The following is a 17686-nucleotide window of genomic DNA, read 5'->3' on the forward strand; positions in this document are numbered from 1 at the left end:
GTCAGTCAAGTGTCACGCCCTGCAGCACGCTGGCCCATTGGGTGCGCTCGCGTGCGGCGGTGCTGACGAGATCCTCGGTGGTGCCGTTCCACTGCTCGTACCCCAGTTCGGCGTAGCGCTTGCGCAGGTCCGGGTCGGCCACGGCGTGCTTCACGGCGGCGGTCAGCTTCTGGGCGACCTCGGGCGTCAGGGCCTTGGGCGCGTAGATGCCGTACCAGCCGCCGGCCTCGTAGTCCTTCAGGCCGGCAATGCCGGATTCGCGGAAGGTGGGCACGTTGGGCAGCGCCGTGCTGCGGTTGGGCGAGCCCACGGCGATGGCGCGGACCTTGCCGCCGTGCACGTAGCCGCTGGCGGTGCTGATGATGTCGAACAGCATGTCGATCTGGCCGCCGATGGTGTCCGTCATGGCCGGCGCATTGCCCTTGTACGGGATGTGGTTCAGCTCGACGTTGGCCTGCCGGGCGAACAGCGCGGCGGCCACGTGGTTGGAGCTGCCCACGCCTGACGAGCCATAGCTGAGCTTGCCCGGATGCGCCTTGGCGTAGCTGACCAGCTCCTTGGTGGAGGTGAACGGCTCGCTGTTGTTGACCACCAGCATGTTGTAGTAGCGCGCCACCGGCGCGATCGGCGTGAGGTCCCTGGCCGGGTCGAACGGCATGCGCTTCATGATGTTGGGCGCCACCGTGATGGCGGCGCTGGCCGCGAACCACAGCGTGGTGCCGTCGGGCTTGGCGCGCACGACCTCGTTGCCCGCCAGCGTGGCGTTGGCGCCGGGCTTGTTGTCCACCACCACCGTGGCGTTGAGGGCCTTGCCGAGCGCGGCGGCGAACAGCCGCGCGCCCTGGTCAGCCGGGCCGCCGGCCGCGTAGCCCACCACCAGGCGGACCGGCGGGTTGGACTGGGCCATGGCGGCGCCCGCGCCCAGCACGGCGGCGCCAAGGATCAGGCCCGAAAGCAAGGTCCGTCGAAGTCGAAATGATGTGTGCATGGTTGTCTCCTTCATCCTTCTTGTTGTCAGTAGCGCTCGAAAACGGCCGCAATGCCCTGGCCGCCGCCGATGCACATGGTTTCCAGGCCGTAGCGGCCGCCCCGGCGTTGCAGTTCGTGCAGCAGCGTGGTCAGGATGCGTACGCCCGTGGCGCCAATCGGATGGCCGAGCGAGATGCCCGAGCCGTTGACGTTGAGCTTGCTGTCGATCTCGCCCTGGTCCTGCCAGTCCCAGCCCTTCAGCACGGCCAGCACCTGGCAGGCGAAGGCTTCGTTGAGTTCGACCAGATCCATCTGGTCCAGCCGCAGGTTCAGGCGGGCCAGCAGCTTCTTCACCGCCGGCACCGGGCCGATGCCCATGTGCGAGGGCTCGCAGCCGGCGGCGGCCCAGCCGACCAGCGTGGCCATCGGCGTCAGGCCCAGTTCGGCCAGCTTGTCTTCGGCCACGATCAGGCAGGCGGCGGAGGCGTCGTTCTGCTGGCTGGCATTGCCAGCGGTCACGGTGCCGCCCGGCATCAGCGCGCGCAGCTTGCCGAGGGATTCGGTGGTGGATTCGGGGCGATAGCCCTCGTCACGCGCGAAGCGCAGGGCTTCGCCCTTGCGCTGCGGCACGGAGACGGGAACGATCTCGGCGTCGAAGCGGCCGGCTTCCCACGCGGCGGCGGCGCGCTGGTGGCTGCGCAGCGCGAAGGCGTCCGCGGCTTCGCGGCTGATGCCGTAGTCACGCGCCAGGTTCTCGGCGGTTTCGATCATCCCCGAGATCTCGCCGAAGCGCGACACCGGCTGGGAGCGCTCGCGGCCCCGGTCGAGCCGGTCATAGAAGCGGACGTTGCCCGAGCGCGCGCCCCAGCGCATATCGGTGGTGTAGTACTCGATATTGCTCATGCTCTCCACGCCGCCCGCAATGACCACGTCGGCGGCGCCGCTCTGCACCATCATCGCCGCCGTGACCACGGCCTGGAGCCCGCCACCGCAGCGGCGGTCCAGCTGCATGCCCGGCACTTCCACCGGCAGGCCGGCCTGCAATGCGGCCCAGCGGCCCACGCAGGGGACTTCGCTGTTGGCGTAGGACTGGGCAAACACCACATCGTCGATGCGCGCGGGGTCGATGCCGCTGCGCTCCACCACGGCACGGACGGTGGTGGCGGCCAGTTCCTCGACGGGCACCGGGCGCAGGCTGCCGCCGAAGGTGCCAACCGGGGTGCGGACGGGGGTAACGATTGCGGCTCTGCGCATGGGGAGTCTCCTGTGAATCTGGTCTGGGATGGAAATCGGTGGGAATCGATAGCAATCGATAGCAATCAGGCGGCGGCCGGCACGGTGACGAAAGCGGCGCCGCACTGGCGCAGCAGGGCGTGGGCCTGGCGGTCCAGCGCCTCGCGGTGTTCCGGTGCGGCGATGTCGATCATGCGGCGCACGCGGCGCGACAGGGGCAGCCCGCGCAGGTCGGCCACGCCGTATTCGGTGACGATCAGCCCGGCGTCCGATCTGGCCGTGCTGACCGGGCCGGACAACTGCGCGACGATGCGGCTGGCGCCCTTGGTGGTGGCGCCCATGGTGGTGGCTCCTTTCGCGGTGGCCGGCAGCGCGATGATCGGCAGGCCGCCGTGGCTGCGCGCGGCACCGCGCAGGAAGTCCGCGGCGCCGCCCACGGCGCCCATGTAGACGCCGCCGGCCACCTCGGCATTGATCTGGCCGGTCAGGTCCACCTCGATGGCGCCGTTGATGGCCGCCAGCTTGTGCTGGCGCGCCAGCACCTCGGGGTCGTGGGTGTAGGTGGTTTCGCGCAGCTGCAACAGCGGGTTGCGATGCGCCCAGCGGCGCAGGCGCGCGCTGCCCATCAGGATGCCGCCGATGCCGATGCCGGTATCGACGGTCTTGCGTGCGTGCGTCAGCGCGCCGGACTCGGCCAGCGCCACCATGCCGTCGCCCACGGCGCCGCTGTGCAGCCCCAGGTCACGGTGGCCGTGCAGCGCCGCCAGCACCGCTTCGGGCAGGTTGCCGATGCCCATCTGCAGGGTGGCGCCGTCCTCGATCCGGCCGGCGATGTGGCGGGCAATCGCCAGTTCCACTTCCGAGGGGGCGCCGCGTTCGAGGTCGATCGGGCCAAATTGCGCATCGACGGTCAGGGCGATGTCAGCGGCGGTCAGGTAGTGGCTGCCATGGGTCCACGGGATGTCCGGGTTGACCTCGGCGATGATCACGCGCGCCCGGTCCAGCACGGCGGGGAGATATTCGTGCACCAGCCCGAGGCTATGGCGGCCCTCGGCGTCAGCCGGGGAGACCTGCACCAGCGCCACGTCCACCGGCAGCGTGCCGGCCCGGATCAGCCCGGGCAGGTGCGAGTAATGGCTCGGCACGATGTCCAGCAGGCCGGCGCGCGCCAGCTGGCGGTGCGGGCCGCTGGCGGCGTAGCCGAAGAAGTCGATCACATCGGACTGGTCCGGCTGCAGTGTGTCTGACTGGCCGATGCCGACAAAGACACCCAGCCGCCCGCCCTGGGCGATGGCGTGGCGATGGGCGACCAGCGCCCGCGTGAGCGTAAGCGGCTCGGCGGTGGCCTGGCCCCACCAGATGCGGTCGCCGGGGCGGATCAGGGCGCGCAGCGCGGCGGCCAGCGAGTGGGCATCCATGTCCGGCGTGTCTCCTGTTTGTCATTTTTGGGTATGGGCTGGAGCATGTTGGCATTTGCGCGTCGGCGCTATTTGAGAATGCCAATGGTGGACTTCGCCTGTTGCGAAATCAGCCTCCCGGCGCGGCCTGGCGGGCTGTCTTCTGCTCCGGCAAAGGCCCGGTTCCGCAAACGTTGATTGCGCCACACGGCAAACCTGGCGAGCATGGCAACGCCAACAAAAGCGGGAGACGCGCCATGATCGAACAGACCCAATCGAATAACTTCCAGGAAATCCGGGACGCCGTGCGCAGCCTCTGTGCGGCGTTTCCCGACGAGTACTTCCGCAAGATCGACGAGCAGCGGGGCTACCCGGAAGCCTTCGTCAATGCGCTGACCGACGCCGGCTGGCTGGCGGCGCTGATTCCGCAGGAGTACGGCGGCTCGGGGCTCGGCCTGACGGAAGCTTCGGTGATTATGGAGGAGATCAACCGCTGCGGCGGCAACTCGGGTGCCTGCCACGGCCAGATGTACAACATGGGCACGCTGCTGCGCCATGGCTCGGACGCGCAGAAGCAGAAATACCTGCCGAAGATCGCCTCGGGCGAGTGGCGCCTGCAGTCCATGGGCGTGACCGAGCCGACCACCGGCACGGATACCACCAAGATCAAGACCCGGGCCATCAAGAAGGACGGCCGCTACGTGGTCAACGGCCAGAAGGTGTGGATCAGCCGCGTGCAGCACAGCGACTTCATGATCCTGCTGGCCCGCACCACGCCGCTGGACGAGGTGAAGAAGAAGAGCGAGGGCATGTCGATCTTCCTGGTGGACCTGCACGAGGCCCAGAAGAAGGGCATGGTGGTGCGCCCGATCCCGAACATGGTCAACCACGAGACCAACGAGCTGTTCTTCGAGGATCTGGAGATTCCCGAGGAAAACCTGATTGGCGAGGAAGGCAAGGGCTTCAAGTACATCCTCGACGGCCTGAACGCCGAGCGCACGCTGATCGCCGCCGAGTGCATCGGCGACGGCTACTGGTTCATGGACCGCGTGACCAAGTACGTGACCGAGCGCCAGGTCTTCGACCGGCCCATCGGCCGCAATCAGGGCGTGCAGTTCCCGATTGCCGAGTCGTTCATCGAACTGGAAGCCGCCAACCTGATGCGCTGGAAGGCGTGCGAGCTGTACGACGCGCACGCGGCGATGGGCGCGCAGGCCAATATGGCCAAGTACCTCGCCGCCAAGGCGAGCTGGGAGGCAGCCAATGTCTGCCTGCAGTTCCACGGCGGCTTCGGCTTCGCCTGCGAGTACGACATCGAGCGCAAGTTCCGCGAGACGCGCCTCTATCAGGTGGCGCCGATCTCCACGAACCTGATCTACTCCTATGTGGCGGAGCACATCCTGGGCCTGCCGCGCTCGTTCTGAGCGGCAATCGACCTTGTCCGTTGCACGCCAGATGCACCGCCCCTACACTGGCGGCACTCAAGCCAAAGCCAGCCTTCATTGATCGAGGAAGACCCAGACATGTGTTCGGACCGAACCCCCGCCCAACGCATCAGCGACATCCCCCGTCACTGGGCGCTCGCCACGCCTGACCGCCCGGCGGTGGTGGAGGAAGGGCGCGCCGTGTCTTATGGCGAACTCTGGGCCGATATCGAGGCCGCGCAGCAGTACCTGCGCACGCAGGGCGTGGCCGGCGGCGACCGGGTGATGATCGTCGCCGAGAACTCGCTGTCCGTGGTGACGCTGCTGTTCGCGCTGTCGGAGATCGGCGCGTGGCCGGTGGTGGTCAATGCGCGGCTGTCCGAGCGGGAGGTGGAGGTCATCCGCGCGCATTGCCGGCCCCGGCTGATGCTGTTCACGCACGGCGCCTCGCCCGATGCCCTGCGGCACGGCGTGACCTACCGCGCCCGGGAAACCGCGCCGCCGGGCCTGGGCCCGCTGATGGCCGGCGCGGTGGACCCGACCAGCGAGCGCGTGCCTGAGGCACTGGCGCAGGAAGTGGCGGCGCTGATCTACACCTCGGGCACCACCGGTCAGCCGAAGGGGGTGATGGTGTCGCATCGCGGCCTGCTGCACTTCGCGCGGGTCACCGTGGCGTCGCGGCGCATGGTGCCGGACGACTGCGCCTACGCGGTCATGCCGATGTCGCACATCTTCGGCATGGGCACGGTGCTGCTCGCCACCTTCCAGGCGGGCGCCAGCCTGTACCTGTCGTCCCGCTTCAATGCGGCGGATGTGACGCAGGCCATCGAAGCCGGCGCGATTTCCATCCTGCAGGGCGTGCCGACGATGTTCCACCGCATCCTCGCCCATCTGCGGGCGGCCGGCGTGCAGCGGCTGGCCTCCACCCGGCTGCGCTATTTGTACACGGGTGGCGGTCCACTCGACCCGACGCTCAAGCAGGAAGTGGAGGGCATGTTCGGCCAGCCGCTGCATCACGGCTATGGCATGACCGAGTACGCCGGTTCGCTGTTCGTCACGCATATGGATCGCCCGCGCACCGATTGCGCGGCGGGGGAGATCGTGGAAGGGGCCGAAGTGCGGCTGATCGGCGCGGATGGCCAGCCGGTGGAGACGGGCACGCCGGGCGAAATCTGGGTCCGGGGGCCGGGTGTCATGCTTGGCTACTATCTCGCGCCGGAACTGACCAGGCAGGTCATCAGCGAGGACGGCTGGCTCAATACCGGCGATATCGGCCGGCTCGGGCCGGACGGCGCGCTATACATCGTCGGCCGGACCAAGGACCTGATCATCCGCTCGGGCTTCAATGTCTACCCGATCGAGGTGGAGTCGGTGCTCAACGCCCATCCGGCGGTGCTGGTGTCGGCGGTGGTTGGCGTGCCGACGTCGGACGGCAACGAGGAAGTGGTGGCCTTCGTCGAGATCAAGGAGGGGGAGAGCTTCGACGCGGACGCGCTGCGTGCCTTCGTGATGGACCGGCTGTCGCCCTACAAGCGGCCGGAGCGCTACCTGCGGCTGGGGGCGATTCCGAAGACGGCCAGCGGCAAGCTGCTCAAGCACCAGCTGCGGGAAATGCTGGCCGGGCAGGGGTAACTTCTTCGCCTAGTCCTGGCGGCCCTGGCCGTCCTCGACCAGCAGATCCACCAGCTTGCGGGCGAACAGCGGCAGCGCCGCCAGATCCGCCACGCAGATCTGGAGGCGGCGCTCCGCCCAGTCGTCCTCAAGCTGGACGATGCTCAGCGCCATCGACTTGGCGTGCCGGACGGCCGTGCTCTCCGGCAGCACGCCGATGCCCACGTTCGCCTCGATCATCCGGCAGGCCGTCTCGAAATTGCTGACCTGCACCCGCCAGCGCAGCGAGCGCTGGAGGTCAGCGGCGGCGCCTTGCAGGAAGGTGTGGATGGCGCTGGCCTCGGGCAGGCCGATGATGTCGTACTTCAACGCCTCGATGAACCCCACGCGCTTGCGCTGCGCCAGCGGGTGGCTGAGTGCCACCGCCAGCACGAGGCGGTCATTCCGGTAGGGCATCATCTCCACCCCTTCGGCACGGAGATTCCCCGCGACGATGCCGATATCGACGGCGCCTTCCTGCACCGCACGCAGAATGTGCGGGCTCAGGCGCTCCTGCATGTCGATCGTCACGTCCGGATGATTCACCAGATAGGTCCGCAGCACGGCCGGCAGGTACTCGCTCATCGCCGTGGTATTGGCGAACACCCGCACGTGGCCTTTCACGCCGGATGCGTATTCCTGAAGGTCGCCACTGAGCTGTTCCAGCTGGCGGATCACGCGCCGTGCATGGGCCAGCAGCGTTTCCCCCGCGCCGGTGACCTTCACGCCATGACTGCTCCGGCTGAGCAGCTTCACGCCCACGTGTTCCTCCAGATTCTTGATCCGGGTGCTGGCAGCCGCGAGCGAGAGATGAGAACGTTCGGCGCCGCGAGTGAGGCTGCTGGCCTCCGCGATATGCGTGAAGAGTTTCAGGTCGACGAGATCAAAGCGCACGAGTGGGTTCGCGGAGGCGGGAAGCGCCCGGGAATGAAAAGATGAATTGGGGGGATTTTGCGCTTGCAGCCGGCCTATTGCAAAGGCATGGAAGGCTTGTTCTGCCTTGCAGTATGGCGCAGCAGGTCAGGCACCTTTTGCGGGATGCCGGCTGCGGGAGGGGCTTCAGCGCATCGCGCGGCGGATTCCGGTAGCATCCGGCTCGCTGTAGATCGGGACTGGCCCCCGGCGCCTTTGTATCGGTTTGTATCCGGGGTGGGCGCCGATACATGGGCATACCGATCCACGCATTCATCACATCGGGGCGATACATGGCGGCGCTTCAATCCATGCAGGGCAGGCGGCCGTCACGCACAGCCCGTCTCCTGTGTCCCATCACCCATTGAAAGGATCGACATGTTGAATCGCACGCTTGCATCGCTGGCCGTCGCGGCCCTCGCTTTCTCGGCCGGCTCGGCCGCCTACGCAGCAGAGAAGGCCCCCACCTCGGTCGTGATCGTGCACGGCGCGTTTGCCGATGGCTCGGACTGGGCCAAGGTGATTCCGCTGTTGCAGGCAAAGGGCATCAAGGTGCAGGCCGTGCAGAACGGGCTCAATTCGCTGGGCGATGACGTGGCGGCCACGCGCCGCGCCATCAACAACCAGCCGGGCAAGGTCGTGCTGGTGGGCCATTCGTGGGGCGGCACGGTGATTACCGAGGCGGGCGCCGCCGACAAGGTCTCCGCGCTCGTCTACGTGGCCGCCTTCGCACCGGATGCGGGGCAGTCCACGGAGGAAGTGGGCAAGGCTCACCCGCCGGCGCCGGGTATCGGCAAGCTCGTGGCCGATGCGGAGGGCTACCTGTCGTTGCCGCCCGACGCGCTGGCCAGCGATTTCGCGCAGGACGTGCCGGCCGCCCAGGCACGGGTCATGGCCGCCACGCAGGGCCCGATCCAGGCGAAGGCGTTTGGCGAGAAGACCACCGTTGCGGCATGGAAGACGCGGCCCTCCTGGTACATCGTCAGCCAGAACGACCGGATGATCCCCCCGGCGCTGGAGCGCGAGATGGCCAGCAAGATCGGCGCGAAGGTGACCACGCTGCCGACCAGCCACGTGCCGCAGCAGTCGCGGCCGGCCGAGGTGGCGAAGGTCATTCTTGACGCCGTGCAGACGGTGCAGCGGCAGTAAGGCGCGCGGCAAGGCACTCCGCCGCGCAGGCAATTCCAAGCAATGCGAGGAACATCAAATGAAAATCGCGGTGATTGGCGCAGGTGCGGTGGGCTGCTTCTATGGCGGGATGCTGGCGCGGGCCGGTCAGGACGTGGTGCTGATCGGCAGGCCGCGGCATGTCGATGCCATCCAGGCGCGCGGCCTTCGATTCGAGTCGCTACAGTTCGATGAACAGGTGAGCGTCGCGGCAAGCCCCCATGCGGCGGCCGTGGAGGACGCCGATATCGTGCTGGTCTGCGTGAAATCCGTTGACACGGAGCAGGTTGCCGACGAGATCCGCGGCCACCTCAAGCGCGAAGCGCTGATTGTGTCCCTGCAGAACGGCATCGACAATGCGGATCGGCTGGAGGCGGCGTTGGCACGCCCCGTGATTCCTGCCGCCGTCTACGTCGCCAGCGAGATGGCCGGCGATGGGCACCTCCGGCATCACGGCCGGGGTGACCTGGTGATCGGGCCGGAGCAGGGCAGCGAGCTGGTGGCGCGCCTGTTCCACGACGCCGGCGTGCCAACGATTGTCTCGGCCAATGTGGCCAGCGCGCTCTGGGAAAAGCTGATCCTGAACTGCGCGTACAACGCCTTGTCCGCGATCGTCAATCTGCCTTACGGCGAGATTCGCGGCGTGGCGTCCGCCGAGGAAGCGATGCGCAACCTCATCGCGGAGTGCCTCGCCGTGGCGCGCGCCGAAGGCGTCGATATCGACCTCGATGCGGCCAGCCAGCTCGAACGGATTCGCCGCACCATCCCTCTTGGCCAGTACTCGTCGATGGCGCAGGACTTCGCCCGGGGCCGCGCCAGCGAGATCACGGCCCTCAATGGCGCCATCGTCCGTCGTGGCAACGCGCGGGGCGTGCCAACGCCGGCCAACCAGCTGATCGTCGCGCTGGTGGCGCTGCTGGAAAACCAGTACCGCCAGAAATAACCAGCGCGGCGGCGCCCGATGGCGCCGCCGCGCTTGGCCTCACTCCTCCTGGAATGCCTCCTCGCGCTTGGCCTTGATCGCGGGCAGCGCCACCACGGCCACCAGCGCCGCGGCCGCCATCAGCAGGCCAAGCGACAGCGGACGCGTCGTGAACACCGTGTAGTCACCGCGCGACAGCAGCAAGGTGCGCCGGAAATTCTCCTCCATCATCGGCCCGAGCACGAAGCCGAGCAGCAGCGGCGCCGGCTCGCACTTCAGCTTATGGAACACATAGCCGATGAGGCCGCAAGCGGCTGCCGCGAAGACATCGAACACCGTGTTGTTGACCGAGTAGACCCCGATGCTGCAGAACACGAGAATGGCCGGATAAAGGAAGCGATACGGCACCGTCAGGAGCTTGACCCAGACGCCGATCAGCGGCAGGTTCAGCACCACCAGCATCAGGTTGCCGATCCACATGGAGGCAATCAGGCCCCAGAACAGCGCCGGGTTACTGGTCATCACCTGCGGGCCGGGCTGGATGTTGTGGATGGTCATCGCGCCCACCATCAGCGCCATCACGGCGTTGGGCGGAATACCCAGCGTCAGCAGCGGGATGAAGGACGTCTGCGCCGCAGCGTTGTTGGCCGATTCCGGACCCGCCACGCCTTCGATGGCGCCCTTGCCAAACTCATGGGCGTATTTCGACGTCTTCTTCTCCAGCGAGTACGCCGCGAACGAGGCCAGCGAGGCACCGCCGCCCGGCAGGATGCCTAGCGCCGAGCCGAGCATGGTGCCGCGCAGCACCGCCGGGATCATGCGCCGGAAGTCCTCCCGGCTCGGGAAGAGTCCGGTGACGCGGTCCGTGAAGGTCTCGCGGTGTTCCTTCTGCTCCAGGTTGGCGATGATTTCGGCAAAGCCGAACAGGCCCATTGCCAGCGCAGTAATGCTGATGCCGTCGGTCAGTTCCGGCACATCGAACGAAAACCGCGCGGCGCCGGAGTTGACGTCCGTGCCAACCAGGCCGAGCAGCAGGCCAAGGACGATCATGGCCACTGCCTTGACGAGCGATCCCGACGCCAACACCACGGCGCCGATCAGACCGAGCACCATCAGCGAGAAGTACTCCGCCGGCCCGAACTTGAACGCCAGCTCGGAGAGCGGCGTGGCAAACGCGGCCAGGATCAGCGTGGCGACGCTACCCGCGAAGAAAGAGCCGAGCCCGGCGGTGGCCAGCGCCACGCCGGCACGGCCACGGCGCGCCATCTGGTAACCGTCCAGCGTGGTCACCACGGCTGACGATTCGCCCGGCAGGTTGACCAGGATAGCGGTGGTGGAACCGCCGTACTGCGCGCCGTAGTAGATGCCGGCCAGCATGATCAGCGCGGCCACTGGCGGGAGCGTGTAGGTGATGGGCAGCAGCATGGCGATGGTCGCCAGCGGCCCCAGGCCGGGCAGCACGCCGATCAGCGTTCCCAGCACACAGCCCAGGAAGGCATAGGCCACGTTCTGTAGCGAGAGCGCCGTGGAAAATCCGAGCGCGAGATGACTGAGCAACTCCATTCCATCACTCCTAGTTGGTCAGGAACGCCGGCCACACCGGCATCTGCAGGTTGATGCCGTAGACAAACGCCACGGTACTGATCGCCACGAGGACCACCGCATTGAGCGCGGCACCCCTCCAAGTGAACTCATGGCTGGCCATCGACGAGACAAGCACCAGCGCCAGCACGGACAGCACCATGCCGAGCGGCTTCAGCAGCAGGCCGAACAGGACCACGGAACCCAGGATCCACAGCAGCGTCTTGATGTCCCAGCGCGCCATGCTATCCGCTTCGCCTTCGCGAGACATGGACCCGGCTGCCACCACGGCGCCGAGCAGCGCCAGCACGATGCCGAGCCAGAACGGGAAGTAGCCCGGCCCCATCTTGGCGGCCGTGCCCATGGAATAGCCACGGGCAACGAAGGAAAAGCTGAGTCCGACGACGACGAACATCAGCCCTGAAAGTAGATCTGTCTGCTTGCGTATGCGTATGCGCATGCGAGGTCTCCTTGGGGGCGCGCGGATCGGACGGCGCGCAAGGCGCCGACACAACCGACTCTGTTTTTGGAGTTCCGAAAGATACATCATGTTGTGATGTATTTTGATGAAGACAAGGGTTATCCCCTAGAAATCCGTGGAGGGCAGCGATGGGGGTAGTATTCGTTGCGGTGGCCGGCGCGCCACAATGAAAATCGCCCGGCAGCCTTGATGACTGCCGGGCGATTGCCTGGATTTGGGAGGGGGGCGCCGTCAGCCGGCGACGGCCTTCAGTCCGCCGTGGCCCCCGACCGCTTCACCACCGTCGACCACTTCTTGATCTCGCTGTCGATGAACTTGCCGGTTTCGGCCGGGGTCATCGGCATTGGCTCGGAGCCACGGTCGGTGATGAACTTGCGCAGTTCCGGCGATTGCAGCGCCTTCACCGTCTCCGCGTTGAGCTGGTTGACGATGGCCGGCGGCGTGCCCGCCGGCGCCATCATCACCGCCCACCCCAGCGCTTCGAAGCCCGGCACGCCTTCTTCGCGCACGGTTGGCACCTGCTGCAGCTGGGGCACGCGCTTCGCCGTGGTCACGGCCAGCGCCACGGCCTTGCCGGACTGGATCAGTGGCATGGCGGCGGTCACGGAATCCACCATCAGCGGGATCTGGTTGCCCAGGAAGTCCGCCTGCGCCGGGCCGCTGCCCTTGTACGGAATATGCACGATGAACACGCCGGTCTGCGCCTTGAGCATTTCTGCGGACAGGTGCTGCGTGCCGCCGATGCCGGCGCTGGCATAGCTGTACTTGCCCGGTGCCGCCTTGGCCTTGGCAATCAGCGCATGCAAGGACTGGAAGCCCGATTGCGGCGTGGCCAGGAAGACCAGCGGCACCGAGAACACCCCGGAGACCGGCGCGAAGTCCTGGCGCGGATCGTAGTTGATCTTCTTGTAGAGCGTCTGGTTGATGGCCATCGCGCTGCCGCCCATGACCAGTGTGTAGCCATCGGCCGGGGCCTTCGCGGCGACTTCCATGCCGATATTGCCGCCGGCGCCGGCGCGGTTTTCCACCACGATGGACTGGCCGAGCTGCTTGCCGAGCCTCTCGGCCAGGGCGCGCGCGAAGATGTCGGTGGCCTGTCCGGGCGGGAAGGGCACGATCAGCTTGATGGGACGGTCCGGATAGGCGGCGTGGGCGGTGCTGGCGATGCCCAGCAGCAGGGCCACAAGGGTGGTGCGCGACGGCTTCAACTGAATCTCCTCAAACAATGGGCAATGACGTGACGTCTCTCGATGGCGTCTACGGGCGAGATTCTACGCCCCATGCCCCCACGTCCCCAGCCAGTCGGCCAAATTCGGCAGGCCCTGGCCCGGGCCGATTAGAATGCCGCTCCTACCGTCCACATTGTCGTATCCGAGCACATGGCAGTCACGCATAGCAGAAAGCAGGCCACGCTGATCGGGCTGGTCGCGATCCTCCTCTGGAGTTCGATCGTCGGCCTGATCCGGGGCGTCAGCCAGAGCTTTGGCGCCACCGGCGGGGCGGCGCTGATCTACACGGTGGCCTCGGGGCTGCTGTGGCTCTCCGTCGGCGCCGTCAGCATCCGCGCGCTGCCGCGTGCCTACCTGATCTGGGGCAGCCTGCTGTTCGTTTCGTACGAGCTGTGCCTGTCGCTGTCCATCGGCTATGCCAACAGCGGCAGGCAGGCCATCGAGGTCGGCATGGTCAACTATCTCTGGCCAAGCTTCACGATGCTGGCCGCCATCCTCTTCAACCGTCAGCGCGCCAACTGGCTGATCGTGCCGGGCTTCCTGATGGCGATCCTGGGCATTGCGTCGGTGCTCGGCGGCGAGCAGGGCTGGGATCTGGGCGGCATGGCGCGCAACGTGCAGGACAACCCGCTCAGCTATGGCCTGGCGTTCGCCGGCGCCGTGATCTGGGCCGGCTATTGCACGGTGACCAGCCGCATCGCGCAAGGCAAGAACGCCATCACGCTGTTTTTCATGCTGACGGCGCTCACCCTGTGGGGCAAGTACCTGTTCACACACGGCGAGACCATGGTGTTCAGCTATGCCGGCTGCATCTACCTGGCGCTGGCGGCCTGCGCGATGGGCTTTGGCTATGCGGCGTGGAACGTCGGCATCCTGCATGGCAATGTGACGGTGCTGGCCGGCGCCTCGTACTTCATTCCGGTGCTCTCGGCCGCGCTGGCTGCGGCACTGCTGCAAACGCCGCTTTCCTTCTCGTTCTGGCAGGGCGCGTCGATGGTCTGCGGCGGCTCTGTCCTATGCTGGCTGGCTACGCGCGGGCGGCACACGCCCCGCGCGCCCCAGCAGGAGTAAGCGTTACTCCAGCACAATCCCCCGTGCCTTCACCAACGCGCCCCACTTGGCCACTTCGCTGTCGATGAATCCGGCAAAATCAGTGCTGGTGCCGGGCACCGGTTGCAGGCCGAGCGCCAGCAGCCGCTTGACGATCTCCGGTTCGCCCAGTGCCTGCGTCGCATCCCGATTCACCTGCTGGACGATGCCGACCGGTGTGCGCGCCGGGGCGACTATCCCGAACCAGCCGTGCCCCACCACGCCGGGCACGCCCTGCTCGGCAAACGTCGGCGCGTCACGATAGACCGGCGTGCGGGCTTCTGCCGCCACGGCAATCACGCGCAGCTTGCCTGTCTGGATGAACGGCAGCGCCGTGGTGATCGCGGTCAGCGTGGCATCCACGCGGCCGGCCAGCAGCTCCGTGTAGGCGGTGGCGTCGCCGCGATAGTGCACGTTCAGCGCCTTGAACCTGGCCTGCTGCGCGAACAGTTCGGCCGTCAGGTGCGGGCCGGAGCCGATACCGGGCGAGGCGAACGTCACGCCATCGGGCTTCTTCTGGGCCATCTTGACGAAGTCCGCCACCGTCTTGACCGGCGAATTCGCGTTGACGATCAGGAAGATCGGCCCAAGCACGCGCGGCCCCACGGCGACGAAATCCTTGTGGATGTCGAACCGCTGCGCGAGTCCCGCGCCCGTGTTGATGGCGAACGGCGCGGCGGCCCAGAGCAGGGTATAGCCGTCAGGCGCGGCATGGGCCACCGTCTCGCTGGCCAGCCGCGTGCCGGCGCCGGGCTTGTTTTCCACCACCACCTGCTGGCCGTACTTGCGGCTCAACGCCTCGGCCAGCACGCGGGCCGAGGTGTCGTTGGACCCGCCGGCCCCGTAGGGCGAGATCAGCCGCACCGGCCTGGCGGGGTAGGTCTCCGCGAACGCGGCCGGCGCCACGCCCGCCAGGGCCATGGCGCCAAGCAGGCGGCGGCGTATGCGTTGTTGCGGCGTCATGCGGCACCTCCCGTGCGCTGGATGACCGGATACCGGTAGGTCCTGTCGAGGTGGGCGGCCTGCGGCACGTAGAGCCGCAACGCCACGTAGAACGGCCCCGGCGGCGCCGGCAGCCAGTTTCCGTGCAATGCCGGATCGGCCGGAGGCTGCGCGGAAAGCCAGAGCGTGAGGCTGCCATCGGCACCACGCTGGAGCGACGCCGAGCGGTCGCCCAGCGAATAGCGGTCAATCGCGTTCGGTACGAGCATGCAGTCCTGCTTGTCGTACATCGTGAGGGACCAGAAGGCGCCCACCTGTGGCGGATTGTCGGCGGGGAAGTCGAGCCGGTATCCGTGCCGGCCGTCGAGCGGCTCGCCATCGCCGCTGCGGTCCGCAATCACGTACATCGCCTCCTGCACGCCCAATGCGCCGATATAGTTGCGCGCCACGTGCGCACGCTGAGCGAAGTTCCCGCCATAGGATTCGCGGACCTCGACGGACATCGCCCAGCCGCCGCCCATGTCGGACGACTGGGGCACTGCCAGCGCCTCTAACACGTCGTGCAGCGCCGCGCCCAGGATTTCGCGCTGGCTGGCGCTGGGCACGACATCCGGACCGAGGCCGACGCTGGCGAAGCTGCCCACCCGCCCAGCTTCGGCGGCGGGCGGCGGGTTCTCGCGCAGCGCCCGGGCGACCACCTCGGCAAAGCGCTGTGGATCGCCGAGTTGCTCGCCCGGATGCATGCCGGTGTCGAACGGCCGCGCAGCGTCGGCGCCATCGAGCGTGGTCAGGTGGATGGCGTCCTGCAGCGCGTGCACCACCGGGAGGTCCGCATCACCATCCACCAGCAGGCGGCCGATCATCCAGACCGCATCGGTCGGGCAAGGCACGGCGTGCATGTCCGCCGGCATTTCGCCACGCCACGATGGCCCGTGCAGCAGGAAACGCCCCGCCGCCGTGCCCGTGGTGCGGCTGCCGATATAGCCGAACGGGTTCGTGTAGAAGTCGAGCAGGCCCAGCACGTAATAGCGCCCGTTGAAGTCCGGCACATGCAGCACGACCGGCCCCTGCGACAGATCGAGCCACGCGTTGGTGTAGAGCGTGTCGTTGTTCGGCGTGACGACCTGACGGTGCTGCGGGCCCAGCAGCGCGCGCGTGTGGATCAGGTGGTTGATCCAGCGTAGCGTGGACGCGGGGCCGTCTCCGGCGAAGTTGCCTGCGCGGTTGCGTCGCGGGCACGTGGCCGCGCGCATGCGCGCCATCTCGTACAGCGGCAGCGTGTAGATCACGGCATCGCGCGCCAGCGCGGGTGTACCGGCTTTCTCTTGGGGCATGGTGTCTCCTGTCTTGTTCTGACGAGCTGCTCAGCCGGCGCGGCGCACGGCGGGGATGGTGTATTGGCCGTCCATGAACGCCTTGCCTGGGTGATAGAGCCGCAGGATCAGGTAGAACGGGCCTGCCGGCGCAGGCAGCCAGTTGTCATCCTGCGCGGGACGCGCGTGGCTCACGGGGATGACCAGCGTGCCATCGGCCTCCATGCGCAGGCCCGGCGTGCGGTCGCCCACGGCATAGCGGCCGATGGCATTGGCGGTGAAGAAGCGGTCCTCGCCATAGAGGGACACCGACCAGAACGCATCGGCCGGCGGCAGCATGCCCGGCGCGAAGCGCAGTTCGTAGGTGTTGCGGCCATCGAGCCGCTCGCCGTCGGCGTCGAAATCGGCCATGGCATAGACCGCCTCGTCCGCGTGCAGCGCGCCCAGCCCCTTCATGGCCGTGCAGGCGCGCAACAGCCAGTCGTCGCCATAGGTGCCAAGCCGCATGCTGTAGCCCCACGCCTTGTGGCCCTGGCTGCGGGTGTGCGCCTCGATGATGGCCAGGCCTTGCTGGTAGGCGCTGCGCAGGCCGGCCACGACCGGCGCCCGCAGGGAGGCGAAGTCAATCTCCTCCCCGAGCCGCAGCCCCGCCTTGCGCAGCAGCGTGAACAGCCCCTGCTCGGCAGGTGCGGGCGGGAAATCGCCCATCGCGCGGTACAGGTTCTGGAAGAAGTCGATGGCCGCATCGCCGGTTTCCTGCCAGTGCGCCACGCTGGCGGGGCGTGCCGGCCCCGCGCTGCGCACGATCTCGAAGCCCTGTTCGAAGGCATAGGCGCGCGGCAGGTCGTCGGGGCCCTGCACCAGCACGCGGCCGATCAGCCAGACCAGCGAGGTCGGCGCGCGGACGACCTGCGCGTGTGCCCCGGAAGGCTGCTGCCCGGGCCCGAGCAGTTCCACGTCCGCACCGGCGAGCGGCACATTGCGTGGCCCGAGGTTCGTGAAGTTGTTGGTGTGGGCATCGAGCAGTTCGATGACGTAGTAGCGGTCGGCGTCGGGCAGCGGCGGCACCCGCAGCGTGACCGGCCCATCGGCCAGATTCAGCCAGCCGCAGAAGTAGAGCAGGTCATTGGCCGGCGTCACGATGTCGCGGTCTTCGTGCGTCCACTGCCGTGCGCTGGCGGAGAGCGTGTTCATCGGCGCGCGGCCATAGCGCGTGGGCGCATCGACCGAGGTTTGCAGGCGGCAGGTGCGCAGTGTTTCGATCAGCGGATAGCCGTAGATCACGAGCGGCAGCGCGGCGGCGGCGACCAGGGCCTCCTGCGGGCTGGCATGGACGGGCGCGGCGAAGACAGGCGGTGCGGGATGGTTCATGTCGTT

General features: G+C 67.6%; 15 protein-coding genes. 5 read left to right on the forward strand and 10 right to left on the reverse strand.

All coding sequences use genetic code 11. From position 1 onward, the window contains the following. Position 1: 1 nt before the first annotated feature. The 3 genes from KHO18_RS04010 to KHO18_RS04020 all read right to left on the reverse strand — a co-directional run bounded on the left by KHO18_RS04010 (position 2) and on the right by KHO18_RS04020 (position 3620). Positions 2 to 988, reverse strand: a complete 987-nt coding sequence (locus KHO18_RS04010; RefSeq protein WP_144197014.1) for a Bug family tripartite tricarboxylate transporter substrate binding protein — start codon at positions 986 to 988, stop codon at positions 2 to 4. Between the two features lie 26 nt (positions 989 to 1014). Beyond that, the gene (locus tag KHO18_RS04015; protein WP_211942802.1) at positions 1015 to 2223 is read right to left on the reverse strand and encodes an acetyl-CoA C-acetyltransferase; all 1209 of its coding nucleotides are present in this window, start codon (positions 2221 to 2223) and stop codon (positions 1015 to 1017) included. A gap of 65 nt (positions 2224 to 2288) precedes the next feature. Next, the gene (locus KHO18_RS04020; RefSeq protein ID WP_144197016.1) at positions 2289 to 3620 is read right to left on the reverse strand and encodes an acetyl-CoA hydrolase/transferase family protein; all 1332 of its coding nucleotides are present in this window, start codon (positions 3618 to 3620) and stop codon (positions 2289 to 2291) included. 236 nt (positions 3621 to 3856) lie between these two features. Here KHO18_RS04020 and KHO18_RS04025 point away from each other — a divergent pair, with 236 nt between their 5' ends. Then, positions 3857 to 5023 carry an acyl-CoA dehydrogenase family protein gene (locus KHO18_RS04025; RefSeq protein WP_144197017.1) on the forward strand — a complete coding sequence of 389 codons (1167 nt, stop codon included), beginning with the start codon at positions 3857 to 3859 and terminating at the stop codon, positions 5021 to 5023. A 99-nt stretch (positions 5024 to 5122) separates the two neighbouring features. Beyond that, positions 5123 to 6655, forward strand: a complete 1533-nt coding sequence (locus KHO18_RS04030) for a class I adenylate-forming enzyme family protein (protein WP_144197018.1) — start codon at positions 5123 to 5125, stop codon at positions 6653 to 6655. A gap of 9 nt (positions 6656 to 6664) precedes the next feature. Here KHO18_RS04030 and KHO18_RS04035 read toward each other — a convergent pair whose 3' ends face one another. Next, complete coding sequence (locus KHO18_RS04035) at positions 6665 to 7567, reverse strand: LysR family transcriptional regulator (protein ID WP_092297325.1); 903 nt, start codon at positions 7565 to 7567, stop codon at positions 6665 to 6667. A gap of 396 nt (positions 7568 to 7963) precedes the next feature. Here KHO18_RS04035 and KHO18_RS04040 point away from each other — a divergent pair, with 396 nt between their 5' ends. Continuing rightward, positions 7964 to 8734, forward strand: a complete 771-nt coding sequence (locus KHO18_RS04040) for an alpha/beta fold hydrolase (RefSeq protein ID WP_144197019.1) — start codon at positions 7964 to 7966, stop codon at positions 8732 to 8734. 58 nt (positions 8735 to 8792) lie between these two features. Continuing rightward, positions 8793 to 9695: a ketopantoate reductase family protein gene (locus tag KHO18_RS04045; protein WP_211942803.1), complete on the forward strand. Its 903-nt coding sequence runs from the start codon at positions 8793 to 8795 to the stop codon at positions 9693 to 9695. A 39-nt stretch (positions 9696 to 9734) separates the two neighbouring features. Here KHO18_RS04045 and KHO18_RS04050 read toward each other — a convergent pair whose 3' ends face one another. The 3 genes from KHO18_RS04050 to KHO18_RS04060 form a co-directional block, all read right to left on the reverse strand. Further along, entirely contained in the window at positions 9735 to 11237 is a 1503-nt protein-coding gene (locus KHO18_RS04050) for a tripartite tricarboxylate transporter permease (RefSeq protein ID WP_144197021.1), read from the reverse strand. 10 nt (positions 11238 to 11247) lie between these two features. Beyond that, positions 11248 to 11709 carry a tripartite tricarboxylate transporter TctB family protein gene (locus KHO18_RS04055; RefSeq protein WP_144197168.1) on the reverse strand — a complete coding sequence of 154 codons (462 nt, stop codon included), beginning with the start codon at positions 11707 to 11709 and terminating at the stop codon, positions 11248 to 11250. A 275-nt stretch (positions 11710 to 11984) separates the two neighbouring features. Beyond that, positions 11985 to 12944 (reverse strand): Bug family tripartite tricarboxylate transporter substrate binding protein, encoded by a 960-nt coding sequence (locus KHO18_RS04060; RefSeq protein ID WP_144197022.1) that lies wholly within the window; start codon positions 12942 to 12944, stop codon positions 11985 to 11987. Between the two features lie 171 nt (positions 12945 to 13115). On the opposite strand from KHO18_RS04060, the gene yddG reads away from it, so the two are divergent. Continuing rightward, entirely contained in the window at positions 13116 to 14036 is a 921-nt protein-coding gene (gene yddG, locus KHO18_RS04065; protein ID WP_144197023.1) for an aromatic amino acid DMT transporter YddG, read from the forward strand. Between the two features lie 3 nt (positions 14037 to 14039). Here yddG and KHO18_RS04070 read toward each other — a convergent pair whose 3' ends face one another. From KHO18_RS04070 to KHO18_RS04080, 3 genes are read right to left on the reverse strand one after another with little or no spacing between them, the layout of a single operon-like run. Next, the gene (locus KHO18_RS04070; RefSeq protein WP_144197024.1) at positions 14040 to 15017 is read right to left on the reverse strand and encodes a Bug family tripartite tricarboxylate transporter substrate binding protein; all 978 of its coding nucleotides are present in this window, start codon (positions 15015 to 15017) and stop codon (positions 14040 to 14042) included. Then, complete coding sequence (locus tag KHO18_RS04075; protein ID WP_144197025.1) at positions 15014 to 16330, reverse strand: DUF1254 domain-containing protein; 1317 nt, start codon at positions 16328 to 16330, stop codon at positions 15014 to 15016. Before KHO18_RS04075 ends, KHO18_RS04070 begins: the two co-directional genes overlap by 4 nt. 30 nt (positions 16331 to 16360) lie before the next feature. Continuing rightward, on the reverse strand, positions 16361 to 17680 hold the full coding sequence (locus tag KHO18_RS04080) for a DUF1254 domain-containing protein (protein WP_211942804.1): 1320 nt from the start codon (positions 17678 to 17680) through the stop codon (positions 16361 to 16363). Positions 17681 to 17686 lie beyond the last annotated feature (6 nt).

It is taken from the genome of Cupriavidus campinensis (assembly GCF_905397395.1).
Taxonomy (GTDB): Bacteria; Pseudomonadota; Gammaproteobacteria; order Burkholderiales; family Burkholderiaceae; genus Cupriavidus; species Cupriavidus campinensis.

Excerpts from the sequence above, each read along its gene's own strand:
- KHO18_RS04040 (WP_144197019.1), top strand. The coding sequence starts at position 7,964 with ATGTTGAATCGCACGCTTGCATCGCTGGCCGTCGCGGCCCTCGCTTTC.
- KHO18_RS04050 (WP_144197021.1), bottom strand. The coding sequence starts at position 11,237 with ATGGAGTTGCTCAGTCATCTCGCGCTCGGATTTTCCACGGCGCTCTCG.
- KHO18_RS04030 (WP_144197018.1), top strand. The coding sequence starts at position 5,123 with ATGTGTTCGGACCGAACCCCCGCCCAACGCATCAGCGACATCCCCCGT.
- KHO18_RS04075 (WP_144197025.1), bottom strand. The coding sequence starts at position 16,330 with ATGCCCCAAGAGAAAGCCGGTACACCCGCGCTGGCGCGCGATGCCGTG.
- KHO18_RS04015 (WP_211942802.1), bottom strand. The coding sequence starts at position 2,223 with ATGCGCAGAGCCGCAATCGTTACCCCCGTCCGCACCCCGGTTGGCACC.
- KHO18_RS04020 (WP_144197016.1), bottom strand. The coding sequence starts at position 3,620 with ATGGATGCCCACTCGCTGGCCGCCGCGCTGCGCGCCCTGATCCGCCCC.
- KHO18_RS04070 (WP_144197024.1), bottom strand. The coding sequence starts at position 15,017 with ATGACGCCGCAACAACGCATACGCCGCCGCCTGCTTGGCGCCATGGCC.
- KHO18_RS04080 (WP_211942804.1), bottom strand. The coding sequence starts at position 17,680 with ATGAACCATCCCGCACCGCCTGTCTTCGCCGCGCCCGTCCATGCCAGC.
- yddG (WP_144197023.1), top strand. The coding sequence starts at position 13,116 with ATGGCAGTCACGCATAGCAGAAAGCAGGCCACGCTGATCGGGCTGGTC.
- KHO18_RS04025 (WP_144197017.1), top strand. The coding sequence starts at position 3,857 with ATGATCGAACAGACCCAATCGAATAACTTCCAGGAAATCCGGGACGCC.
- KHO18_RS04045 (WP_211942803.1), top strand. The coding sequence starts at position 8,793 with ATGAAAATCGCGGTGATTGGCGCAGGTGCGGTGGGCTGCTTCTATGGC.
- KHO18_RS04010 (WP_144197014.1), bottom strand. The coding sequence starts at position 988 with ATGCACACATCATTTCGACTTCGACGGACCTTGCTTTCGGGCCTGATC.